The 20,910-nt window shown below is 71.3% G+C and carries 19 protein-coding genes; 7 read left to right on the top strand and 12 right to left on the bottom strand.

Going from position 1 to position 20,910, the window contains the following annotated elements:
• Nucleotides 1–54: 54 nt before the first annotated feature.
• The 4 genes from IEY93_RS06470 to IEY93_RS06455 all read right to left on the bottom strand — a co-directional run bounded on the left by IEY93_RS06470 (nucleotide 55) and on the right by IEY93_RS06455 (nucleotide 2,471).
• A complete protein-coding gene (locus IEY93_RS06470; protein WP_189162032.1) occupies nucleotides 55–1,140 on the bottom strand; it encodes a Zn-dependent alcohol dehydrogenase in 1,086 nt (361 codons plus the stop codon).
• A gap of 23 nt (nucleotides 1,141–1,163) precedes the next feature.
• Nucleotides 1,164–1,358, bottom strand: coding sequence for a ferredoxin (locus tag IEY93_RS06465; protein ID WP_189162031.1), 195 nt, complete (start codon nucleotides 1,356–1,358; stop codon nucleotides 1,164–1,166).
• 53 nt (nucleotides 1,359–1,411) lie between these two features.
• On the bottom strand, nucleotides 1,412–1,888 hold the full coding sequence (locus tag IEY93_RS06460) for a pyridoxamine 5'-phosphate oxidase family protein (protein ID WP_189162030.1): 477 nt from the start codon (nucleotides 1,886–1,888) through the stop codon (nucleotides 1,412–1,414).
• Nucleotides 1,889–2,042: 154 nt separating this feature from the next.
• Complete coding sequence (locus tag IEY93_RS06455; protein ID WP_203968350.1) at nucleotides 2,043–2,471, bottom strand: MEKHLA domain-containing protein; 429 nt, start codon at nucleotides 2,469–2,471, stop codon at nucleotides 2,043–2,045.
• Between the two features lie 346 nt (nucleotides 2,472–2,817).
• On the opposite strand from IEY93_RS06455, the gene IEY93_RS06450 reads away from it, so the two are divergent.
• The 3 genes from IEY93_RS06450 to IEY93_RS06440 all read left to right on the top strand — a co-directional run bounded on the left by IEY93_RS06450 (nucleotide 2,818) and on the right by IEY93_RS06440 (nucleotide 5,030).
• The gene (locus IEY93_RS06450; protein ID WP_189162028.1) at nucleotides 2,818–3,054 is read left to right on the top strand and encodes an ATP-binding protein; all 237 of its coding nucleotides are present in this window, start codon (nucleotides 2,818–2,820) and stop codon (nucleotides 3,052–3,054) included.
• Nucleotides 3,055–3,196: 142 nt separating this feature from the next.
• Nucleotides 3,197–3,667, top strand: a complete 471-nt coding sequence (locus IEY93_RS06445) for a nuclear transport factor 2 family protein (protein WP_189162027.1) — start codon at nucleotides 3,197–3,199, stop codon at nucleotides 3,665–3,667.
• Between the two features lie 127 nt (nucleotides 3,668–3,794).
• On the top strand, nucleotides 3,795–5,030 hold the full coding sequence (locus tag IEY93_RS06440; protein ID WP_189162026.1) for an epoxide hydrolase family protein: 1,236 nt from the start codon (nucleotides 3,795–3,797) through the stop codon (nucleotides 5,028–5,030).
• Between the two features lie 90 nt (nucleotides 5,031–5,120).
• On the opposite strand, the gene IEY93_RS06435 is transcribed toward IEY93_RS06440, so the two are convergent.
• Nucleotides 5,121–5,765, bottom strand: coding sequence for a class I SAM-dependent methyltransferase (locus IEY93_RS06435; protein WP_229690905.1), 645 nt, complete (start codon nucleotides 5,763–5,765; stop codon nucleotides 5,121–5,123).
• Nucleotides 5,766–6,065: 300 nt separating this feature from the next.
• Between IEY93_RS06435 and IEY93_RS06430 the strand changes: the two genes are divergently transcribed.
• On the top strand, nucleotides 6,066–6,740 hold the full coding sequence (locus IEY93_RS06430; RefSeq protein WP_203968351.1) for an SRPBCC family protein: 675 nt from the start codon (nucleotides 6,066–6,068) through the stop codon (nucleotides 6,738–6,740).
• A 132-nt stretch (nucleotides 6,741–6,872) separates the two neighbouring features.
• Here IEY93_RS06430 and IEY93_RS06425 read toward each other — a convergent pair whose 3' ends face one another.
• Nucleotides 6,873–9,572 (bottom strand): ATP-binding protein, encoded by a 2,700-nt coding sequence (locus tag IEY93_RS06425; RefSeq protein ID WP_268241534.1) that lies wholly within the window; start codon nucleotides 9,570–9,572, stop codon nucleotides 6,873–6,875.
• 191 nt (nucleotides 9,573–9,763) lie between these two features.
• Here IEY93_RS06425 and IEY93_RS06420 point away from each other — a divergent pair, with 191 nt between their 5' ends.
• Nucleotides 9,764–10,387: a TetR/AcrR family transcriptional regulator gene (locus IEY93_RS06420; protein WP_189162024.1), complete on the top strand. Its 624-nt coding sequence runs from the start codon at nucleotides 9,764–9,766 to the stop codon at nucleotides 10,385–10,387.
• Between the two features lie 63 nt (nucleotides 10,388–10,450).
• Here the strand turns inward: IEY93_RS06420 and IEY93_RS06415 are convergent, their stop codons facing one another.
• A complete protein-coding gene (locus IEY93_RS06415; protein ID WP_189162023.1) occupies nucleotides 10,451–13,219 on the bottom strand; it encodes a helix-turn-helix transcriptional regulator in 2,769 nt (922 codons plus the stop codon).
• A gap of 321 nt (nucleotides 13,220–13,540) precedes the next feature.
• On the opposite strand from IEY93_RS06415, the gene IEY93_RS06410 reads away from it, so the two are divergent.
• On the top strand, nucleotides 13,541–15,109 hold the full coding sequence (locus IEY93_RS06410; RefSeq protein WP_189162022.1) for a sensor histidine kinase: 1,569 nt from the start codon (nucleotides 13,541–13,543) through the stop codon (nucleotides 15,107–15,109).
• A gap of 235 nt (nucleotides 15,110–15,344) precedes the next feature.
• On the opposite strand, the gene IEY93_RS06405 is transcribed toward IEY93_RS06410, so the two are convergent.
• Entirely contained in the window at nucleotides 15,345–15,992 is a 648-nt protein-coding gene (locus IEY93_RS06405) for an SRPBCC family protein (protein ID WP_189162021.1), read from the bottom strand.
• Nucleotides 15,980–16,357, bottom strand: a complete 378-nt coding sequence (locus tag IEY93_RS06400) for an ArsR/SmtB family transcription factor (protein WP_189162020.1) — start codon at nucleotides 16,355–16,357, stop codon at nucleotides 15,980–15,982. Before IEY93_RS06400 ends, IEY93_RS06405 begins: the two co-directional genes overlap by 13 nt.
• A gap of 405 nt (nucleotides 16,358–16,762) precedes the next feature.
• On the opposite strand from IEY93_RS06400, the gene IEY93_RS06395 reads away from it, so the two are divergent.
• Complete coding sequence (locus IEY93_RS06395; protein WP_189162019.1) at nucleotides 16,763–17,281, top strand: ATP-binding protein; 519 nt, start codon at nucleotides 16,763–16,765, stop codon at nucleotides 17,279–17,281.
• 183 nt (nucleotides 17,282–17,464) lie between these two features.
• Here IEY93_RS06395 and IEY93_RS06390 read toward each other — a convergent pair whose 3' ends face one another.
• From IEY93_RS06390 to IEY93_RS06380, 3 genes are read right to left on the bottom strand one after another with little or no spacing between them, the layout of a single operon-like run.
• Nucleotides 17,465–18,604 carry a prenyltransferase/squalene oxidase repeat-containing protein gene (locus tag IEY93_RS06390; protein ID WP_229690904.1) on the bottom strand — a complete coding sequence of 380 codons (1,140 nt, stop codon included), beginning with the start codon at nucleotides 18,602–18,604 and terminating at the stop codon, nucleotides 17,465–17,467.
• On the bottom strand, nucleotides 18,601–19,314 hold the full coding sequence (locus IEY93_RS06385; protein ID WP_189162018.1) for a class I SAM-dependent methyltransferase: 714 nt from the start codon (nucleotides 19,312–19,314) through the stop codon (nucleotides 18,601–18,603). Before IEY93_RS06385 ends, IEY93_RS06390 begins: the two co-directional genes overlap by 4 nt.
• A gap of 47 nt (nucleotides 19,315–19,361) precedes the next feature.
• Nucleotides 19,362–20,648, bottom strand: coding sequence for a glycosyltransferase family 4 protein (locus tag IEY93_RS06380; protein ID WP_189162017.1), 1,287 nt, complete (start codon nucleotides 20,646–20,648; stop codon nucleotides 19,362–19,364).
• Between the last annotated feature and the right edge of the window lie 262 nt (nucleotides 20,649–20,910).

The following is a 20,910-nucleotide window of genomic DNA, read 5'->3' as shown; positions in this document are numbered from 1 at the left end:
GGTCCGCTCTGCCGGTAAAGGCCTTGGCCGGCGCGTCGCTCCCCGGAGGGGCCGTCAGTCGAAGACGACGATCTGGCGCAGGACCTCGCCGGAGCGCAGAGCCGCGACGGCGTCGTTGAGGTCGGCGAGCCTGATCCGGGAGCTGATCATGCTTTCCAGGTCGAGCTTGCCGGCCTTCCACAGCTCGGCGAAGAACGGGAAGTCGCGGCGCACGTCGCTGCCCCCGTACAGCGAGCTGAGCAGGTTCTTGCCCTCGAAGAGCAGGCTGAACGCCGACAGCGGCACGACGTCGTCCATGGCTCCGGCGCCGACCACGATGACGTCACCGCCCCGCCGGGTGGCCTGCCAGGCCGACATGATGGACGCCGACTTGCCGACCGCCTCGAAGCCGTAGTCGAACCCGCGTCCACCGGTCAGCGTGCCGATCGCCTCCATCAGCCCGTCCGGGGTGCAGGCATGCGTCGCGCCGACCTTCTTGGCCAGGGCGTGCTTGGACTCCAGCGGGTCCACCGCCAGGATCGTCGTCGCGCCCGACAGCCGGGCTCCCTGGATCACCGACAGGCCCACGCCGCCGCAGCCGACGACGGCCACGCTGGTGCCGGGACGGACCTTCGCCGTGTTGATCGCCGCGCCGACACCGGTGGTGATGCCGCATCCGATCAGCGCCGCCACCTCGTACGGCACCTCCGGATCGACCTTGATCGCACCCTGCCACGGGACGACGATCTCCTCGGCCCAGGTGCCGCACCCCGCCATGCCGAACGCCGGCGTCTCGCCGCCGTACCGGAACCGCGCCAGGGTGAAGCTCTCCATGACGAAGGTCATGCACAGGTACGGCTGGCCGGCCAGGCAGTTGGAGCAGGTGCCGCACGCCGGCGTCCAGTTGATGATGACGTGGTCGCCGGGCTTGACGGTGGTCACGTGGTCCCCCACCTCCACGACCTCGCCCGCGCCCTCGTGCCCCGGGATCACCGGCAGGGGCATGGGCAGCACGCCGGACAGCACCGACAGGTCGGAGTGGCACACGCCGGTGGCCTTGACCTTCACCCGGACGTCGGTGGGTCCCACCGGGGTGAGGGTGAAGTCGTCGCGGATGTCGAGCTTGTCGTCACCGACGGCGTGCAGCAGGGCGGCTCGCATGGGGGACCTCCTCGTGGGGCGGCCTACTCTCCGGTGAGGGAGAGCGCGGCCTTGGGGCAGGAACGGACCGCGTGGCGCACGCGGTCGAGCATCTCCGGCGGGGGCTCGGGCAGCAGGACGTGCAGGTTGTCGTCATCGTCCACTTCGAAGACCTCGGGGGCCAGCCCCATGCAGACGGCGTTGGCCTCACAGACGTCGTAATCGACCTTGATCTTCATCGCACCCTTCCTCGTCTGTCTCCTCGTCACATATGGACGCCTTCGATGCGAGACTAGGCCGTAGCGGGCGCCGAGAGCTTGCGATGATCCCAAGAGACCACCCGTGTCGGCTCGACGACGTAGGCGACGCGCTTGCGGGCCGTGTGCTCCACGTACCCGCGAAGCTCCGGGGTGACCTCCGCGTCGGTCAGCCCGGTCATCCGCTTGGTGATCTCCAGCCCGACCTCCAGCACGGCCTCCGGCCGGTCGACCAGGCGCGCGGTGCCGTACACCAGGACGCCGCGCAGCTCGGCGTAGTCGTCGCCGGCCTCGACCAGGCAGCTCACCCGGGGGTCCCGTTCGATGTTCCGCGCCTTCTGGGCCTTGCCGTACGTCCAGAACGCCAGGCGGCCTTCCGTGAGCGCGTAGAACATCGTCACCATGTGCGGCGTCCCGTCCGGGTTGATGGTCCCGAGCTGGAGCTTGCGCGAGTCGCGCAGGAACCCCGCCACCTCGTCCCCGGACATCGCAATACGAGCACGCTGGTCCACGCAGCAAAGTAGAACACGTTCCACCAACCCCGACAAGGCCCTGGAACATTGTTCCGATACGTGCCGGCTGCCCGCAGTCGCGCCGCCCTGGCCCGGGCCGATCACTCCGCGGCGACTCCCGACGCCGACCGCCGGTGCGTCGCGGCGGCGGAGGTCAGGCGTCGCGGCAGCTTTGGAAGGACGCCGCCTGGCCCACGAGGACGCCGTCCTCTACCAGGTTCCACATCGTGACGTTCTCGATCCAGAACCGGCGTCCGGACTTGGCGATGCGCTGTCCCCGGTAACCCGTCGCGAAGCCGTCACGGTGCACGGCGTCCAGGAGCCACTGGCGGTCCTCTCGCCGGTCGGGCTCCGCCGAGAGCCGGGAGGGCATGCCGACGAACTCCGTCCAGTCGTACTCGAAGCACCGCTGGGCGGTGAGGTTCGCGTAGGTGAAGCGGGGGTCGTCCCCCGCGTCGTGCGCCAGTACCCCGAAGGGCGCCTCCTCGTACAACCAGCGCGCCGTGGCCTCGGGGCCCGCCAGCGGGGTGCCGACGAGGCTCTGATGACTGCCCGCCAGCAGGTCGAAAAAGTAGTGGTTCACGAACAACCGTTCTCTATGTCGCATTTCTGGGTGAAAGGGTAGAACATCCAGAAACGTCGCATAGAGGTGGTGGAGGAAGCCTCACCGCCACCAGGAGATCGGCGGCCACCGGGCCCTGGTGTGGTCGAGAGCTTCCGCTCTCAGGCGCGTGAAGACCGGCTACACCGATCGATCGCGGAGGTCACCGAGCTTCACACCGTCGACGAAGATGCGCCATCCGGCGGAGGCGACGCTCACTGCTTGCCATCCATCGCATGGTCGGGCCGGAGGGGACTCGACCATGCGACGTGAGGGGGTGTGGGTTCAGGGGGCGAGGGTGCCGGCGCGGACGCCTTGGAGGAAGGCGGTGAACCTGACCGTGACCGACACCGGACGGTGCCTGCGGGTGGACGTGCTGGACGAGGGCTCGTCCGGCCGTGCTCCGCGCGTGGGGGAGATCGACTTCGTGAGTGATCACGGCCGGGGGCTGTGGCTGGTCGAGCGGATCGCCGCGCGCTGGGGCGTGCGCGAGGACGAGGCCGGCCGCACCGTCTGGTTCGAGATGGCCGAGCGTCGTGGGCCTGGTGGGACGGAATCCCTGTAGCCGCTTTTCCGGGGTGATGGCGTGCCCGTTTTTTGGACTTGCAAGTCCAAAAAACGGCGCACATGATGTCTACTACTGGACCGGCTGGTCCAATTGCCTCTCACGGCGGCGTCCGCGTCGTCCCCTCCGAATGGAAGATCCCGTGAACGATCTAGAGCGCCTGGTCATCATCGAGGACATCCGGCGGCTCATGGCGCGATATGTCGGCTACGCCGACCAGCAGCGGTGGCAGGACCTGGCGGGCCTGTTCGTCCCGGACGGCACCTTCACCCCGCACAAGCCCGACGGCACGGTGTGGCTGCGCATGGAAGGCCGCGAGCAGATCGCGGCGACCATCGGCTCCAGTGCGGGGCCCGGCGACACGCTGGTCCACCACCTGTTCTCCGACGAGATCGACGTGGAGTCCGCCACCTCCGCCCGTGGCGTGTTCTCGATGGAGGACATCATCAGCCGGCCGGAGAAGGACGACGGCGAGGCCGAGGCGCCGGAGGACTTCCCGTTCAAGGGCATGCACGGCTTCGGGCACTACCACGGCCACTTCGTCAAGATCGACGGGACGTGGTTCATCGCCGAACTCGTCCAGACCCGGCTGCGCCTGGACTTCACCTTCTGACCGTCCTGGGGCGGTGAGACCCGTCCCGGCGCCGCTCCGTGAGCCGGCGGTCCCGGCAACGCCTGGCCGGCGCGCTTCGCGCAGGTCGGGCGGCGTACACCCCTTCAACGAAGAGAGCAGTATCGACATGAGTGACAACGGCACCGGCCGCGCGCTGGAGCGTTTCAGCATCGATGTCCCGCAGGAGGCCCTGGACGAGCTGCGAGCCCGTCTGAAGGCGACGCGGTTCGCCGCCGACCCGGGCAATGAGGAGGAGTACTACGGTGTGAGCACCGCCTATCTCAAGCCGCTGGTGGAGTACTGGGCGGACGGCTTCGACTGGCGCGCTGTGGAGAGGGCGCTCAACACCTTCACCCACCACCGCGTCGAGATCGACGGCACTCCCGTGCACTTCCTGCGCGAGCCCGGCAAGGGACCCGCGCCGATCCCGATCATCCTCTCCCACGGCTGGCCGTGGACGTTCCACGACTGGAGCAAGGTCGTGCGGCCGCTGGCCGACCCGGCCGCGTTCGGCGGCGACCCCGCCGACGCCTTCGACGTCATCGTGCCGTCCCTGCCCGGCTTCGGCTTCTCCACGCCGCAGACCAAGCCGGACATGAACTACTGGAAGATCGCCGACATCTTCCACATCCTGATGACCGACGTCCTCGGCTACGGCAAGTACGCCGCCGGCGGCGCGGACTACGGGGCCCTGGTCACCAGCCAGCTCGGCCACAAGTACGGCCCGCACATCCACGGCCTGCACTTCGGCACTGACATGATCCCGGGGATCTTCCAGCACGACCGCTTCTGGGACCTCACGGGCGGCAACACCATCCCGGCGGACGCCTCGCCGCGGCTGCGCGAGGACCTGCTGCTGTTCGACAAGACCTACGCCTCGCACGTCGCCGTCCACATGCTCGACGCGCAGACCCTCACCCACGGCCTGAACGACTCCCCGGCCGGGATGCTCGCCTGGCTGTTGCAGCGGTGGAAGAAGTGGAGCGACCGCTTCGGCGACTTCGAGGAGGTGTTCCCCCGCGACCACATCCTCACCAACGCCACCATCTACTGGGTCAACCAGGCGATCGGCTCCTCCATCCGCTCCTACCGCAACACCGTTCGTTATCCCTGGAAGCCCGAGCACGACCGGCAGCCGCAGATCGAGCCGCCGGCCGGCTTCACCTTCCTCCTCGGCGACGTCTACCCGCCCGGGGTCCGCACCGCCGAAGAGCGCATCGCCGCCTTCGAGCACGGCCCCACCCGTGGCTGGTTCAACCCGATTCACGTCAACGCGCACCAGAAGGGCGGCCACTTCGGCCCGTGGGAGAACCCCGAGGCCTTCATCGGTGATATCCGCGCCACCTTCCGCAAGCTGCGCTGAGCACCTCGAAACCGTCACCGGCGCCACCGCCTGCCGCTCCGCGCGGGTCCAAGTTCTCCTGAGGAGCCCGGATCCGCGCGATGACGGCTCTCAGAGCCTGGCGTCGGTGCGTTCGAGGACGCGCAGGGAGCCTTCGGCCGTGACCTCCTTGTAGGCGCCGGTGGCCAGGGCGCGCTCGTACACCCGGAAGGGAGCTTGGCCGCCGCGGGCCGGGTCGGGGTAGATGTCGTGGAAGACCAGGGCCCCGCCGACCATGACGTGCGGCGCCCACCCCTCGTAGTCGCTGGTCACCGGCCCTTCGGAGTGCCCTCCGTCGATGAAGAGCATCGCGAGCGGGGTGTTCCAGTAGCGGGCGACCGTCTCCGAGCGTCCCACGATCGCGATGACGTGCTCCTCCAGCCCGGCCGAGGCGATGGTGGTCCGGAAGAAGGGCAGGGAGTCCATCTTCCCGAAGCGCGGGTCCATCAGGGTGGGGTCGTGGTGGGCCCAGCCCGGCTGGATCTCCTCCGACCCGCGGTGGTGGTCGACGGTGAAGACGACCGATCCGGTCTGCCGGGCCGCGGCGCCGAGGTAGACGGCGGACTTGCCGCAGTAGGTGCCGATCTCGCAGATGGGGCCGAGCGACCCGTACACGCACGCGGTCTCGAACAGTGCCCGGCCTTCGTTCGCCGGCATGAAGCCCTTCGCCCGTTCGGCGGCGAGGCGGAGGTCCGCCGGCATGGACACGTGATTCATGATCATTCCTCTGTGTGCGGCAACGCTGCACACTATCCATCAACACCGCGAAGCCGGGAAAGGTGCCCCGATCCTGGGCAAAAGCCGCCTGGAACATTGTTCTATCGATGGCTCGGCCGGCCGGCGTGACAGCAGGTCAGACCGGATGGCGGCGTGCGAGGGGAGGACGCGGCCCGCAAGGCCGTGGCCTGCGTCGAAGGCCTCGGCGCCCGATCTAGGTATTTCTTACGGACGCACCGACGTCTCGCGTCGCGGGAGGGTCTTCTCCAGCAGGAGCCGAACCCCCAGGAAGGGAAAGCAATGTCCGCTATCCACTCGTCGACGTCGCCGAGCAGCCCGTCCCGTTCCCGAAGCCGAGGGCGCGCCGCGCTGCTCATGACGCCGCTCCTCGTCGCGAGCGCCCTCGCGACCGGCGTCACGCCGGCCCACGCCGCGCCCGCGAAGGCCGGCCAGGACGGGGCGGTCACCTGTCGCGGGGAGGGCGTCGACCGCGACACGCCCATCCGTTACGAGGGCGATATCGTGATCAAGGCTCCGCTGAGCAAGATCTGGCGACTGCAGACCGATGTGGAACGCTGGCCGGCCTGGCAGAAGCCCGTCCTCAGCATGGACCGCCTCGACCGCGGCTCCCTCCACAAGGGATCGTCGTTCCGGTGGACCATCCCGGCGCCCGCCACCCCCTCTACCCCCGGCACGATCTTGACCGTCACCTCCACCGTCGGGCAGGTCAAGCCCGAGTCGTGCATCATGTGGCGCGGCCCCGCCGTCGGCCAAGGGCTGCGCATCGACGAGGGCGTTCACGTGTGGACCTTCACCAAGGTCAAGGGAGGGGTCCGCGTGCACACCGTGGAAACCTGGACCGGCGCTCAGGTCGAGGCGGACGTCCGCACCGCGACCGCGGCGTTGGGCGCGGGCCTCGAACTGTGGCTCCGCGAGCTCAAGACCGCCGCGGAAGGTCGCCCCTCGTGCGCATGACCGGCCACCGCTCGTAGGGGGACGGCCGCAGGAGACGCGAGGGCCGGCCGCCACGCGCTCCCGCCGAACGCGCGGCGGCCGGCCGCGAAGGCCACTGCGAGGAGAAGGCGGCGTCAGGGGGGCGTGATGGCGTCACGAGAAGAAGGTGCGCAGCTGACGGCGAGAGGAGATGTCGAGCTTGCGATAGGTGTTCCGCAGGTGGGCGTCGATCGTGCGAGGACTGAGGAACAGCGTGGCGGCCACCTCCTTGGACGTCGCCCCGGCGGCGACCTTGCCGGCGATGAGCCGCTCCTGCCCGGTGAGTTCGTCCAGCGGGTTCGTGCCGTCCCGGCGGGGACGCTCGCCCGTGGCGAGGAGCTCGCGGGCGGCGCGGTCGGCGAACGCTCGCGAGCCGATCGCGGACAGCATCTCGTGTGCGGCGCGGAGTTCGACCCGCGCCTCCGCGCGGCGGCCTTCGCGGCGCAGCCACTCACCGAACGTCAGGCGGGCGCGGGCATGGAAGACCCGCACCGCGCTCTCGGCGAGCCGCTCGACGGCGTCCCGGTACAGGGCCTCGGCCTCCGCCCCGGAAGCCAGGAGCGCCCGTGCGCGCTGTCGCGTGGCGATGGCCCACGGAGTGGGGTGCATCCGGGCCACGGCGTCGATCCGCTCCATGGCCATGGCCGCCTCGTCGTGGCGCCCGGTGCGGGCGGCGGCCTCGACGAGCTCTCCGTCGAGATGCCAGATGACGTAGGAACCGGCCTGTTGCCGGCGCTGCGCCGCGAGCGCGGCGTCGAGGGCGGCCGCGTAGTCGCCGAGACCGTTGCGGAGCACCGCGGTGGCGTAGAACTCGGCGACGAGCTCGAAGGGGCCCACCCGGCTCCGCAGCGTCTCCTGCAGTTCCCTGTACCGGTCGGCGTCACCACGCCAGGTGGTGAGGACGAGTTCGGCGCCGGCGAGGCCGGCCGTCCCCGCCGCCTCGTCGACCGCGCGGGCTTCACCGAGGCTCGCGTCGGCGTCGTCGAACCGGCCGAGGGCGGTGCCGGCGATGGCCTGGTACCGCAGGGCCTGCGGCAGCAGGGCGAACGCACCCTGACGTCGTGCCAGTTCCACCTGGCGGTTCGCGAGTTCTTCCATCGCCTCGGCGTCGCTCAGGTCCATGGCCATCTGGCAGACGAGCTCCATCCACCAGGGGCTCGCCGTCGGCGAAGCGGACGCCTCACGGAACGCGGCCACCGCCCGGCGCATCGAGGGGACCGCCTCCCGGGCCGGGAGGAGGACCTGGTCGAGAAGCGCGTCGAGCAGGAGGTCGACCGGCCGGGCCGGGTGGCGCCGCGGCGCCTGCTCCCGCACGCGGACGGCGAGTCGCCTGAGCCTGCCGGGCAGGTTGTCGTTGAACATGAACGACGCGAACGCCTCCAGGTAGGTCTCCCTGGCCAGGTCCGGCTCAAGGTCCACGGCGGCGTCGACGAGCGCGGAGGTCGCCTCCGGGCTGCGGGCGACGTGGAAGTCGATCCGCGCGCGCAGCAGGCGCCCCGTCACACGGTCGCGGGCGTCCAGCGGGCGGCGTTCGGCCTGTCGTACCAGCTCGCGGGATTCGGCCGGGGCACCGGCCTGCAGCCTCAGCTTGGCGGCGGCGAGCAACCGGCCGCCCTGGCGGGCGGGATCGGGCGTCAGGTGCCCGGCGCGTTCGAGGAACGCCGCCGCCGCGGCGAACCCGCCGCGGTGCCGTGCCCGGTCGGCGGACCGCTCCAGCTCGGCCGCGGCGTCCTCGTCGCCGTCGGCGACCGCGTGGGCCCGGTGCCAGGCGCGGCGATCGGGGTCGATCCGCGGATCGGTGGCCTCGGCGAGCGCCGCATGCGCGCGACGGCGCTCTCCCGCGGTCGCCGACCCGTACGCCGCGGCACGCACGAGCGGATGGCGGAAGCGCAGCCGCGGTCCGAGAACGACCAGGTCGGCGTCCTCCGCGGCGGCCAGATCGGCCGGGTCCTGCCCGAGGATCCTCGCCGCTCGACCCAGCAGGCCGAGGTCGCCGACCGGCTCCGCCGCGGCGAGCACGACCAGCGACCGCGCCTGCGGCGACAGCCCCCGCAGGCGGCGGACGAACTGGGCCTCCAGCGTGTCGACGACGCCGGTCCGGGGCCGGTCGCGCACGTCCGGCAGGCCCAACGGCCCGATCTCGTGCGCGAACTCCACCAGCGCCAGCGGGTTGCCATGGGACTCGGCCAGGAGCCGGTCGAGCACCTCGTCGTCCAGTTTGTGGCTCACCGTCGCGCTCAGCAGGGTTCGGGCATCGCTGTCGCTCAGACCGGCGAGGGGCAGGTGCGGGAGATCGGCGAGGTCGGAGACCGTGCCGGCGTCGCGTGCGGCGAACACCATCGCGATCCGCTCGGCGGCGATGCGCCGCGCGACGAAGGTCAGCACCTGGCGTGAGCTGGCGTCGATCCACTGGGCGTCGTCCACGACGCAGAGCACGGGTCGCTGCCGCGCGAGCTCGTTCAGCAGGCTCAGAACCGCGAGATGGAACAGCAGCGGACTCGATGCGACCCCGGGGCCGAGTCCGAACACCGACTCCAGGGCCAGCCGTTGCGGCTCGGGAAGCGCGGCGCGGTGCTCCAGGACCGGCGCGCACATCTGGTGGACGGCCGCGTAGGGCAGCTCTCTCTCGAACTCCGTGCCGTCGGCCCGCAGGATCAGCCACGTGCCGAGCGTCCCCATGGCGGCCTCGATGAGCGCCGACTTGCCGATTCCCGCCTCACCGAGCACCAGAACGGCGCCGCCGCGTCCCTTGGCCGCCGACTCGGTCAACCGCCCGATCTCGTCCAATTCGGCCATTCGGGCCACGAAGCGCATGGGAGAGCCTTCCGCATTTGCTGTCTAACAGCGTTAGGTTTCCGAACGCCGTTAAATATCGTGAGGGCGTCGAAGGTTGTCAACCGCTTCGGTCGCGTCGCGGGGATGCGGCCAGGCCCTCGGCAGGCCGGCTGCCCCGGCCCTGGCGCACGACGTTACGATCGAGCGCACAGTGGTGGCCAAGGGGAGAGATGTCGACCAGCACGCGACGCGAACGGGAACGGGCCAACGCCCGCAGCCGTCTCATCGCGGTCGCGTCGGAGATCCTGGAGCGTGAAGGCGTCTCCGCCCTCACCGTCAGGCGCATCGCCGGCGAGGTCGAGTACACCGCGCCGGTGGTGTACCAGCACTTCACCGGCAAGGGCGCTCTGCTGCTCGCACTGGTCGAGGCCGGCTACGAGCGGTTGCACGCCCAGATGGCCTCGGTCGCCGGTCGCGCCGTCACGGTCGACGACCGCGTGCTCGACACAGGGCGGGCGTACGTCGCGTTCGCCGGCGCCAACCCGCACCTGTACCAGCTGATGAACGACGCGACCGTCGACGCGGACGACCGGTTCCGAGCCGCTGAACCGGTCACCCGGCTCGTCCTCGACCTCCTGACCGGCTGGGCCGCCGCGCACCGGGTCCCCATGACCGACCCGATGGAGATCGCCGAGGTCGCCTGGGGGACCATGCACGGCATGGCGAGCCTGGGCCAGATCGGCACGATCGGCTTCCCCCGGGCCGCTCGCCTGGCCGACCAAGCCCTGCGCGCGCTGCTCCTGGCCTGGCGCACCGACGGGGAGCACGGAGTCAGAGACCGGCCCGCCGGGTGAGGTGCATGATCCTCCGCGCGGTATGGCGCGCGGAGGATCATGCAGCCGGGTTCTGTCAGCAGGTCAGGCTGGGACGACCGCGTGCGGGGGGAGCGCGCGGCGGAGCTGGCGGCGTGAGGTGATGTCGAGCTTGGTGAACACCTTGCGCAGATGCCACTCGACGGTGCGCGGGCTGATGAACAACCTGGCGGCGATCTCGGGGTTGCTGTCCCCTGACGCGGCCATGCGCGCTATCTGTGCCTCCTGGGCGGTGAGGCGGTTCTCGACCGCCGTCGCCGGCACGCTGACCGTCTCGCCGGTGGCGAGCAGCTCCCTGCGGGCGCGTTCGGCGAAACCTCTGGCGCCCATCTCGGTGAAGGTCTCGTACGCGCGGCGCAGCTGCTCGCGGGCGGCCCGGCGGTCGTTCTCCCTCCGCAGCCATTCGCCGAAGTTCAGCCGGGTGCGGGCGAGTTGCGCGCTCATCCTGGTCCGGCCGAGCCGCTCGACCGCCTCTCGGTAGTGGGTCTCGGCCTGCGGGCCCTCGCTCAGCAGAGCGCGCGATCGCGCCTCCATCCCGAGCGCCCAGTCCGTCCCGCCGGCTCTCGCGCACCTGGTGAGCCGTTCCAGGGCGGGCAGTCCGGCCTCGGGCCGGCCGCTGTGCGCGGCGGCCTCGATGAGCTCGGGCAGCGACCAGGACGACACGACCGGCTCCTTGTCGTCCCCCGCGTTCCGCGCGGCGGCCAGCGCTTCGTCGTACCGGGTCAGGCCGTTGTTCAGCACCGCCTTGGCGTACTCGCCGAGCACGGCCGCGACCCGCTCCCCTCGTGCGATGGCGTCCTGGATGACGTCGTCGATCAGGCGCATGGTGCCCACCTCGTCTCCCTGCCAGGCGAGCAGCATGATCGGGGCGAGGATCGGCGGCAGGCGATCGTAGCGCGAGGTGGGCGCGGTGGCCTCGTCCAGCAGGGCTTGGCACTCGGGAACGTCGCCGGACTGGAGATAGAACTCGGCGAGGAAGTCGAGCGTCGTGGGGAGCAGGCTGAGCATGCCCGCTTCGCGAGCGAGCTGGACCTGTGTGTGCGCCAGCTCCTCCCATGCCCGGTCCTCCCACAGATCCATCGCCGCGAGGGTGCACATCAACGAGTCAGGGGTGAGATCGCGCAGTTCCTCGCCGTATCCCCGAAGAGCCTTGTGCAGCAGCGGCACGGCCGGGACATATCCCTCGGTGAGCCGGGTCACCACCCCGTCCAGCATGAGGTCGGCCGGCCGTGGCGGATCGGGGGGTGGGGGAGCCGCACGTGCGGCCCGCGCCGTCGCCGTCAGCACGCCCTCCACATCTCCCACGTAACGCGCGGCGAGCACGGCCTCCAGGTAGGTGTCGCGGGCCAGTACGGCGTCCAGAGGAGCCAGCCGCGCGGCGGCGGCCAGCAGCAGCGGCGGCGCGTCCCGCCCGCGATCGCGCAGGAAGGCGAGCTGGCCGCGTAGCCGCTCCAGCCGGGCCCGCTGCAGGTCGTCCAGCGGGCAGGTGTCGGCGATGGCCAGCAGCTCGTACGCCGTGTCCAGGGCGGCGGCCTCGAACTTGGCCTGGGCGGCGGCGAGCGCCCGTGCTCCCCGGTCCTTCGGGTCAGGGGTGAGCTCGGTGGCCCGCTGCAGGAACGCGGCGGCGGCGGCGACGCCCCCGCGTGCCTTGGCCCGCTCTGCGGAACAGGCCAGTTCATGGGCCACCGCCTCATCGGGTCCGCTCACCGCCTTGCCCAGGTGGCAAGCCCGGCGGTCGGGGGAGGCGGTCGCGTCGATGGAGTCGGCGATCGCCCGGTGCACCCGCTGGCGCTCGGACAGCGGAGCCGCACCGTACACGGCCGAGCGGACGAGCGGGTGCCGGAACCGCACGCGGGTGCCGATCTCGACGAGCTGGGCGGCTTCGGCGGGCGTGGCCGCGGCCGGGCCGATGCCGAGTCGTTCGGCGGTACGCCAGAGCAGCGGGACGTCGCCGAGCGGGTCGGCCGCCGCGGCCAGCAGAAGCAGCCGGGTGTCGTCCGGCAGCGCCTCCAGCCGCCGGCGGTAGCTCTGCTCGACGCGCCGGGGGACGGGCCGGCTGTCGGGCAGGCCGAAGCCACCCGCGAGTTCTTCCGAGGTCATGGCGTTGGGTAGTTCCAGCAGTGCGAGGGGGTTGCCACGCGCCTCGGAGACGATCCTGTCGCGCACCCGCTCGTCCACCTTGCCGGGGATGACCGTGTCCAGCAGCATGCGCGCGTCGCTGTCGGGGATCCCCTTGACCCGCAGCTCCGGCAGGCCGGCCAGGTCCCGCATGGCGTCCTGGTCGCGTGCGGTGGCCTGGTCGCGTACGGCGAACAGCAGGGCGATCTGCTCGGCCATCAGGCGGCGCGCGACGAAGGCCAGGCACAGCAGGGACGCCCGGTCCAGCCATGAGGCGTCGTCGATGAGGCAGATCAGCGGGCGTTCGGTGGCGGCCTCCGAGAGCAGGGTGAGCAGTCCGAGCCCGATCAGGAACCGGTCGGGGGTGGGGCCTTCGCTGAGGCCGAACGCGACCTGGAGCGCCTCCCGCTGACGACCGGGCAGGCGGTCCAGCAGGCCGAGCATCGGCACGCAGAGCTGTTGCAGGCCGGCGAAGGCCAGTTCCATCTCCGGCTCCACGCCGCCCGTGCGGGCCTGCTGGAACCCCGTGGCCTGATCGGCCGCGTAGCCGAGCAACGCGGATTTCCCGTTCCCGGGTTCGGCGCGGATCACCAGCGTGCCGCAGCCGCCGGCTCGCACCTTGCCGAGCAGCCGGTCGAGCACCTCGCACTCGTACCGGCGCCCGAACAACTGGGTTTTGCGGAAGTCTGGGAGCATACGTGCTCGATATCCCGATCTAGAGATGAATCTCTGATTGCGGGGGAGTGTCCAGGGCGATGATCTGCGGCGTCCCTGCAGATGGCGCGAGCCGGTACCAGTGACTGTACAGGGCTCACCCCCGGAGGTCCCGTGCCGCCCCGGCACTCCCTGGCGCACTCACCGGGGGCTGATCCCCGGGTCCTGACCAGGGAGTTCCACAGGCGCGATGACCGGTCCGCCGATCGGAGGGTGGAAGCGCCACCGTTCGAAGGTGGCGACCGCACCGGCCTCCGCGGGCCGGTGTCCGGCCAGGGCAGCAGATCATCTTCAGGGGGAACGTTGGCGACCGGTATCCGCCAGTGCTCGATGCAGGCCCGCGTCACCAGGTCCGTCACGGCGCTGGCGCTGGTCGCCTTCGCCGTCGTCGGGATAGGCGTCGACATCGGACGGCGCAAGAGGGACCAGGAGAACGCCTTCCCGGACGCGCAGGGCGGAACGTCGGCGACCAACGTGCGCCGGTCCTCGATCCAGGCCCGCGCAACCAGGACGATCACGGCGGTGGCGCTGGTCGCCTTCGCCGTCATCGGGATAGGCGTCGACATCGGACTGCACACGAAGGACCAGGAGGACGGCTTCCAGGACGCGCAACGGGTGGCCGCCGCCTGGATCGCCTCCATGAAGCCGGGCGAGGCCCCGCGGCCCGCCCTGTCGGAACCGGTCGATCTGCTCCAACTCGTCGACTCCAGGGGCCGGGTGGTCGCGGCCAGCCGCGCGGCCGGCTCCGGCCCGCTGAGCGAGGTCCGGCCGCCGCTCGACGGCCGCATCCTCCACCTCCGGCAATGCTCTCCCGCCCGCTGCCTGCTGCTCGCCGCCATCCGGGTCTCTCCGCACGAAGCCCGCGTGCTCTGGTCGGGGGAGCCGCACATCGTCTACGCGGGCACGATCCAGCCTCCGCTGCTCTCCCTCCAGAGGACCGAACTGTTCATCGCCGGGGCGGTCCTCGCGGCCGTGCTCCTCGCGGCCTGGGCGGCCTGGAGTCTGATCGGCCGTGCGCTGCGGCCGGTGGAGGCCATCCGGGCGCGCATGGCGGAGATCAGCGTCACCGATCTGAGCCTGCGGGTGCCCGAGCCGTCCCGCGACGACGAGATCGGGCAGCTCGCCCGAACGGCCAACCAGACCCTCGCCCGCCTGGAACAGGCAGTGGAACAGCAGCGGCAGTTCGCCTACTGCGTCTCGCACGAGTTCAGGACTCCGGTCACGGGCATGCGCACCCAGATGGAGGAGGCGCTGCTGTACCCGGACGAGGTCGATCCGCGGGAGGCCATCACCACTGCCTTGTGCACCGTGGGCCGACTCCAGGCGTTGATCGACGACATGCTGGTGCTGGCGCGCATACGTACGGCCGTCCCCACCCCGCCCGAGCAGGTGGACCTCGGGGCGCTGGTGCGGCGTGAGATCACCGGAGCCGGCTCCGCGGTGCCGGTGGACGTCCTGGCCGAGGAGGGGACGACCGTCACCGGCAACTCCCTGCAGCTGACCCAGTTGCTCACCAACCTGGTGAACAACGCCCGGCGGCACGCGGAGTCGCGCGTCGAGGTGAGCGTCGGGCGGGACGGCGAGATGGCGGTCCTGACCGTGGCCGACGACGGGGCGGGCATCCTCCCGGAGGACCGGGAACGGATCTTCCAGCTTTTCGTCCGGTTGAGCGACGGCCACGGCAAGGACCCCCGCGGCACCGGCCTGGGGCTTGCGATATGCCGCGCGATCGTGGCCGCCCACCACGGAACGCTCACCGTCGAGGACGCCTCGCCCGGCGCGTGCTTCGTCGTGCGGCTGCCCCTGTCGCCCGCCGGCCCGCCGCCGCGTGATCCAGGCTCCGCGGGCCACCAGCCGACTTCCCGCCGCTGACGCGCCCCCAACTCTCCGATGCCCCCGGTCGTCACCGCCTGGTCCTCCGCAGGGAGGCACGCCCTCGGTACGTCCCGTCAACCTTCCTCGGACAGGCCATGGACGTCGCGCGGGCGGCGGAAGCGGGCGCGGGCCATGCGCGGGAGGGGGGCGAGCTTGCCGCGTGCCTCGGCGAGGAGCACGGCGACCAGCATGGGAGCCGCTCCCGCCCACCCGAGCGCCGGCGGAAGCGGGGTCAGGACTCGGTGGGAGGGGCGCCGGTGTAGGCGGCGAAGGTGCGGTCGGCGGCGGCGCGCGCCGTGGCCGGGTCGGTGCCGGACGCCGCGTCCGCCTCGCCCCACAGGTCGCTGCTCAGCTTCATGAAGACCCTGGCCTCGTCCGAGGCCACCCAGGCGGCCGACGCCTCGGGGTCGTTGGCCTCCCCGCTGGACAGGTGGAGGGCCAGGCCCATGACGGTCATGTCCCAGCCGATGCCGACCGCGCCGGGGCCGAACTGGTCCCAGTGGTCGCCGACCAGGGCGGTGTGCTCCAGCTCGAACCGGGTGCGGCCGTCGTCCTCGGGGGTCAGCCGGACCTCGACCCAGCTCACCTGGTCACCCATCTCCCAGGTGATGGCGAAGCTCTTCGGCGCGTCGCAGCGCTCGACGACGCCGCCCGCGTTGCCCTCGATCTGGTAGCGCCCATGCAGGCGCAGCTCGCCGGAGACGGGCAGGAACCAGCGCGGGATGCGCTCGGGATTGGTGCAGGCGTCCCACAGGTCTTCCAGCGTGGTGTCGTAGGACTGGCTGATCGTGACGGTGCGCGCCTCGCCCGCCTCCAGGGTGCGCGAGCCCACCTGGCGGCGTACGGAGTTGATCTGGTGAGTGACGTCTACGTCGAGCACGGGGATTCCTTCTGTCGTGGTTCTTCGCTCTGCTCGCTGAGCCGGCGTTCGCGTTTGCCGCGGGCCAGCTCTGTCGCCAGCGCGTTCAGGTGCGGAGTCCAGAAGCGCCGGAAGCGGTCCAGCCATGCGTCGATGTCGCGCAGCGGTTCGGCGTTCACCGCGTACAGGCGGCGGGTGCCCTCGGGGCGCACCGTCGCGAAGCCGCTGTCGCGCAGCACCCGCAGGTGCTGCGAGACGGCCGGCTGGGAGATGCCGAACTCCTCCTGGATGACCTTGCACACCGCACCCGAGGTCTTCTCGCCGTCGGCGAGCAGCTCCAGGATCCTGCGGCGGACCGGGTCGCCGAGCACATCGAAAGCATGCACGTAGGATTTCTACCGGTTCGCGGTTATATAAGCAAGAAGTTAGAAAGATCGGTTTCGGTGCGCCAGGCCGGGGAGTGGGAGAGCCGCGCCGGGTGAACGCCTGCGGTCACCGCACCAGGCCGCCGGGGAACGGCGGCAGGAACGAAGCGGTCCGGGAGTGCGTGGGGAGGGGGCGGGCCCGCAGGGGCTGGAAGAGGTGGGGGAAGCGGCGGGCCGGGGGGCCGGCCAGATGGAGGCTGCGACGGCATGGACCAGGAGTGGGCCACGCGGGAGTTATGGGCCGGCCAGGGACTCACCACGAGTCTGCTGTGACGCACTACCCGGGTCGGCGAGACGGGTAATTCATGGGGAATTCTCCCGGTTTCCTGGTGCCGCTACCCGGCACAGTCTGGTGGAGGCCGGCCGGTGGACCGGCCGTCGGCGACGATCGCCGGGCACACCCCGGACCAGATCGCCGGGCACACCTCGGACCAGGAGGAGATTCGCATGTCACCGATGCTCCGCGGGCTGAACACGACCTTGAGCCCACCCGAAGACGTCCGCACCACCTCATGGGGGTTCCGCGCGGAGACCGGCAGGGCCGACGCGGCCCGGTTCGCCGGAGACCATCTGGCTGCCTGGGGGCTCGACCACCTCACGCCGTCGGTGATCCGGCTGGCCGGGGAGCTGCTGGTCAACGCGCGGTACGTGGCCGGCGGGCGGGTCCGGCTCACCCTGTACCTCAGTGAAGGGCTGTTCCGCTGCGAGGTCGAGGACCACGGGAACGTCCTGCCCCGGCTCTCGGACTGCGGCCGGTGGTACGTCGAAGGCGGGGTAGGGCCGAGCCTGCTCACCGTGCTGGCCTGCTGCTGGGGCGCCACGCGCACCCACGGAGGCCGGGGCGTCTGGTTCGAGATGCCCGCCTGGCCGCCGGACCACCCATGACCTGCCGGCGCTGACGGACGCCCGATCAGAAAGCGCTTGCCGACGCGATGAGCACGCCTGCCGGCGGGACACGGCCGGGCGCCGTCGCACTGCGGCTCCGCGACGCGGACGCCGAGGAGATGGCCGGAGCCGTCACCTTCCCGGCGGCCGAGAGCGGCCAGGCAGCCCGCGCGGCGAGGCCGGTCAGGTGCGGCTGGCGGCGGGGGAGCAGCCGCAGGCGCCGGGATCGATGGCCGAGGTCGCGAAGCGGCCGGCGTCCCGGAACAGGGACGACGCCGGGGTGGCGCCGGAGAGCGCGTCGGCGGCCAGGACGACCGCGGCGGCGGTGTAGGCCGACTGCTCGTGCGGGAACCACGCCCGGTTGGCGAACTGCCAGCCGGTCCAGTACGAACCGTCCTCGTGCCGCAGGTGCTGCATGTCCCGGTAGACGGCGAGGGCCCGTTCCCGGTCACCGGCCGCGTCGAGGGCGAGCACCAGCTCGCAGGACTCCGCGCCGGTCACCCACGGCTGGTCCGACACGCAGCGGATGCCGAGCCCGGGGACGACGAAGGTGTCCCACTCCCGTTCCAGCCGCAGCAGCGCGTCCGGCCCGCGCACCGCGCCGCCGAGGACGGGGTAGTACCAGTCCATCGAGAACCGGCTCTTGTCGGCGAACGCCTCCGGGTGCGCGGCGAGCACGTGGCCGAGCCGGTCGGCGGCGAGTTCCCAGTCGGGCTGCGGGTCGCCGAGGTGCTCGCCGAGGAGCACGCCGCAGCGCAGCCCCTGGTAGATCGACGAGCAGCCGGTGAGCAGGGCGTACCGGGCCGGGACTCCGGCGGCCGAGCGCTCCCAGACGATCTCGCCGCGCGCCGTCTGCAGGCCGACCACGAAGTCCAGCGCCCTGCGCACGACCGGCCACATGGCGCGGGCGAAGTCCTCGTCCCCGCTGACCAGCAGTTCGTGCCGCACGCCGACCGCGATGTACGCGGCGTGGTTGCTCTCGCCGTTCGGCTCCAGCGCGGCACCGCGCAGCATCTTCATCGGCCAGGAGCCGTCGTCCCGCTGGTGCCGGGCCAGCCAGTCGTAGCCCTTCCTGGCCTCGGCGGTGAGCCCGGCGGCCGACATCGCCATCAGGCACTCGATGTGGTTCCAGGCGTCGACGTGCCCCTCCGGCCACGGCACGCCGCCGTCGGTCTCCTGGACGGCCGCGATGCTGCGCGCGGTGGCGAGCACCTGTTCGGCGGTGATGATCCCCGGTACGGCCGGCACCGCCGCACCGCGCCGGACCTCTGTCGATAATTCGGGCGAGGAGTCGCCCGCACGCCGGATGACCGGTTCGGTCATGCCGGCTTCCGGACGTAGACCACCACGCTCTTGCCGATCAGGGGGTTGAGCAGGGACTCGGCGACGCGGGTGAGGGCGGGGCGCTGCATGATGTCCCACACGAGCAGCTCGTGGTAGGCCTTGGCCAGCGGATGGTCGTCGTTGTTCACCCCGACCGCGCACTTGATCCACCAGTACGGCGAGTGCAGGCCGTGGGCGTGGTGGTGCGGGCCGATCTCCAGGCCGGTGGCCTTCAGCTTGGCGGTGAGCTCGGCCAGCGTGTAGATGCGCACGTGCCCGCCCGGCGCGGTGTGGTACGCCTCCGACAGCGCCCAGCAGATGCGTTCGGGCAGGAAGCTCGGCACGGTGATCGCGGCCTGGCCGCCCGGCTTGAGCACGCGGTGGATCTCGCGCATCGCGGCCATGTCGTCCGGGATGTGCTCCAGCACCTCGGCGGCGATCACCCGGTCGAAGGAGGCGTCCGGGAACGGCATCGCGAGGGCGTCGCCGGTCACCGTCTCGGCGGTGGCCTCGGGCGGCACCTCTCCGGCCTTGTCCATCGCGGCGAACATGCTCGCGACGCCTTCCAGCTCGGCCGCGTCCTGGTCGAAGGCCACCACGTGGGCACCGCGCCGCAGCACCTCGAAGGCGTGGCGCCCGCCGCCGCAGCCGAGGTCCAGCACGCGGACCCCCGGCCCGACCGGAAGCTTCCCGAAGTCGACGGTCAGCACTTACCGCTCCCCTTTCGCCGTCCCTGTCGCACTCGCCCGTCCGCCGTTCACCGGCGCGGCCCGGCCTGCCGGCGCGCCTCGATGGCCTCGTGGTAGGCCTCCACGGTCCGCTTGGCCACGACGTGCCAGGTGAACCGCTCCATGACCCGGTCGTAGCCCGCCCGGCCCACCCGCTCGCGCTCCTCGGGGGAGTCGTGCAGGCGGCGCAGTACGGCGGCGAGCTCCTCGGCGTCGCCCGGCGCGACCTGGACGGCGGCGTCGCCGACGACCTCGGGCAGCGCGCCGGTGCGGCTGGCCACGAGCGGGGTGCCGCAGGCCATGTGCTCGACGGCGGGCAGCGAGAAGCCCTCGTACAGCGAGGGGACGACCGAGATCTCCGAGGTGGCGATCAGCTCGCCCAGCTCCTCGTCGGAGATGCCGTGCACGAACCGCACGCGGTCGCCGAGCGCCAGCTCCTGGACGAGCTTCTCGGTGGGACCGCCGGGGGTCGGCCTGCTGACCACGGTGAGGTTGACGTCGCGTTCGGTGGCGAGCTTGGCGACGGCGCGCAGCAGCGTGGCGACGCCCTTCATCGGGGAGTCGGCGCTGGCCACCGCGACGATCGACCCCTTGCGCTTCGGCAGCTGCGGCCGGGGGTGGAAGTAGCGGGTGTCCACGCCGAGCGGGATGAGCCGCATGCTGCTCTGCGGGACGTTGAAGTCGCGGTGGATGTCGGCCAGGCTCGACTCGCTGACGGTGAGGATCGGCTTCAGGCGTGGCGCGACGATGCTCTGCATGCGCACGAAGCCGTACCAGCGGCGCATGGAGAGCTGCTTGCGCAGCGGCGCGGCCTTCAGCTCGATGCGGCGGTCCACGCTGATCGGGTGGTGGATGGTGCCGACGACCGGGAAGAGCTTCTGGATGCCGAGCACCCCGTAGCCGAGGGTCTGGTTGTCCTGGACGACGTCGAAGTCGCCCTGGCGCTTCTTCAGCTCGCGCAGCGCGCGCAGGCTGAAGGTCAGCGGCTCGGGGAAGCCGGCCGTCCACATGGTGGCGACCTCGAGCACGTCGATCAGGTCGCGGTACTCCCGCAGGGCGGGGGTGCGGAACGGGTCCTCGTCGCGGTAGAGGTCGAGGCTCGGCACCTTGGTGAGCACGACGCCCTCGTCCAGCTCGGGGTAGGGCTGCCCGGAGAAGACCTCGACGTGGTGGCCGAGCGCGACCAGCTCGCGGCTCAGATGGCGCAGGTAGACGCCCTGGCCGCCGCAGGTCGGCTTGCTGCGGTACGACAGCAGGGCGACCCGTAGCCGCCCCGCCGAAGGTTCCCGCTGCCGCTCGTCGTCTGGAACCTCCACGGACACCCCTTTCGAGAGCGGTGCTCGGCGGCCGGCCGCACGGCATACCGCAAAGCCGATCTTAGCCGCGAAGCCTACCATCTAGGTGTGAACCCCCACCTAATGTGGAATTTTGCATCAAATCACTCTCACGCCGTGCGAGCTGCGACGTTAGAGTGACCGAACGTCACTCGGTAGAACGTGTTCTATGCGGGAGGCGGCCGTGCGTACCGGTGACCCATAGCGCTTGGCGCACCCCTTGGCGGTACATTCGCGTCTTACA

The organism is Sphaerisporangium melleum (assembly GCF_014646695.1).
GTDB lineage: Bacteria > Actinomycetota > Actinomycetes > Streptosporangiales > Streptosporangiaceae > Sphaerisporangium > Sphaerisporangium melleum.
The sequence above is the reverse complement of the archived record's forward strand: the minus strand, read 5'-3'. Positions and strand labels throughout refer to the sequence as shown.

Excerpts from the sequence above, each read along its gene's own strand:
- IEY93_RS06470 (WP_189162032.1), bottom strand. The coding sequence starts at position 1,140 with ATGCGAGCCGCCCTGCTGCACGCCGTCGGTGACGACAAGCTCGACATC.
- IEY93_RS06465 (WP_189162031.1), bottom strand. The coding sequence starts at position 1,358 with ATGAAGATCAAGGTCGATTACGACGTCTGTGAGGCCAACGCCGTCTGC.
- IEY93_RS06440 (WP_189162026.1), top strand. The coding sequence starts at position 3,795 with ATGAGTGACAACGGCACCGGCCGCGCGCTGGAGCGTTTCAGCATCGAT.
- IEY93_RS06435 (WP_229690905.1), bottom strand. The coding sequence starts at position 5,765 with ATGAATCACGTGTCCATGCCGGCGGACCTCCGCCTCGCCGCCGAACGG.
- IEY93_RS06430 (WP_203968351.1), top strand. The coding sequence starts at position 6,066 with ATGTCCGCTATCCACTCGTCGACGTCGCCGAGCAGCCCGTCCCGTTCC.
- IEY93_RS06425 (WP_268241534.1), bottom strand. The coding sequence starts at position 9,572 with ATGCGCTTCGTGGCCCGAATGGCCGAATTGGACGAGATCGGGCGGTTG.
- IEY93_RS06420 (WP_189162024.1), top strand. The coding sequence starts at position 9,764 with ATGTCGACCAGCACGCGACGCGAACGGGAACGGGCCAACGCCCGCAGC.
- IEY93_RS06415 (WP_189162023.1), bottom strand. The coding sequence starts at position 13,219 with ATGCTCCCAGACTTCCGCAAAACCCAGTTGTTCGGGCGCCGGTACGAG.
- IEY93_RS06390 (WP_229690904.1), bottom strand. The coding sequence starts at position 18,604 with ATGACCGAACCGGTCATCCGGCGTGCGGGCGACTCCTCGCCCGAATTA.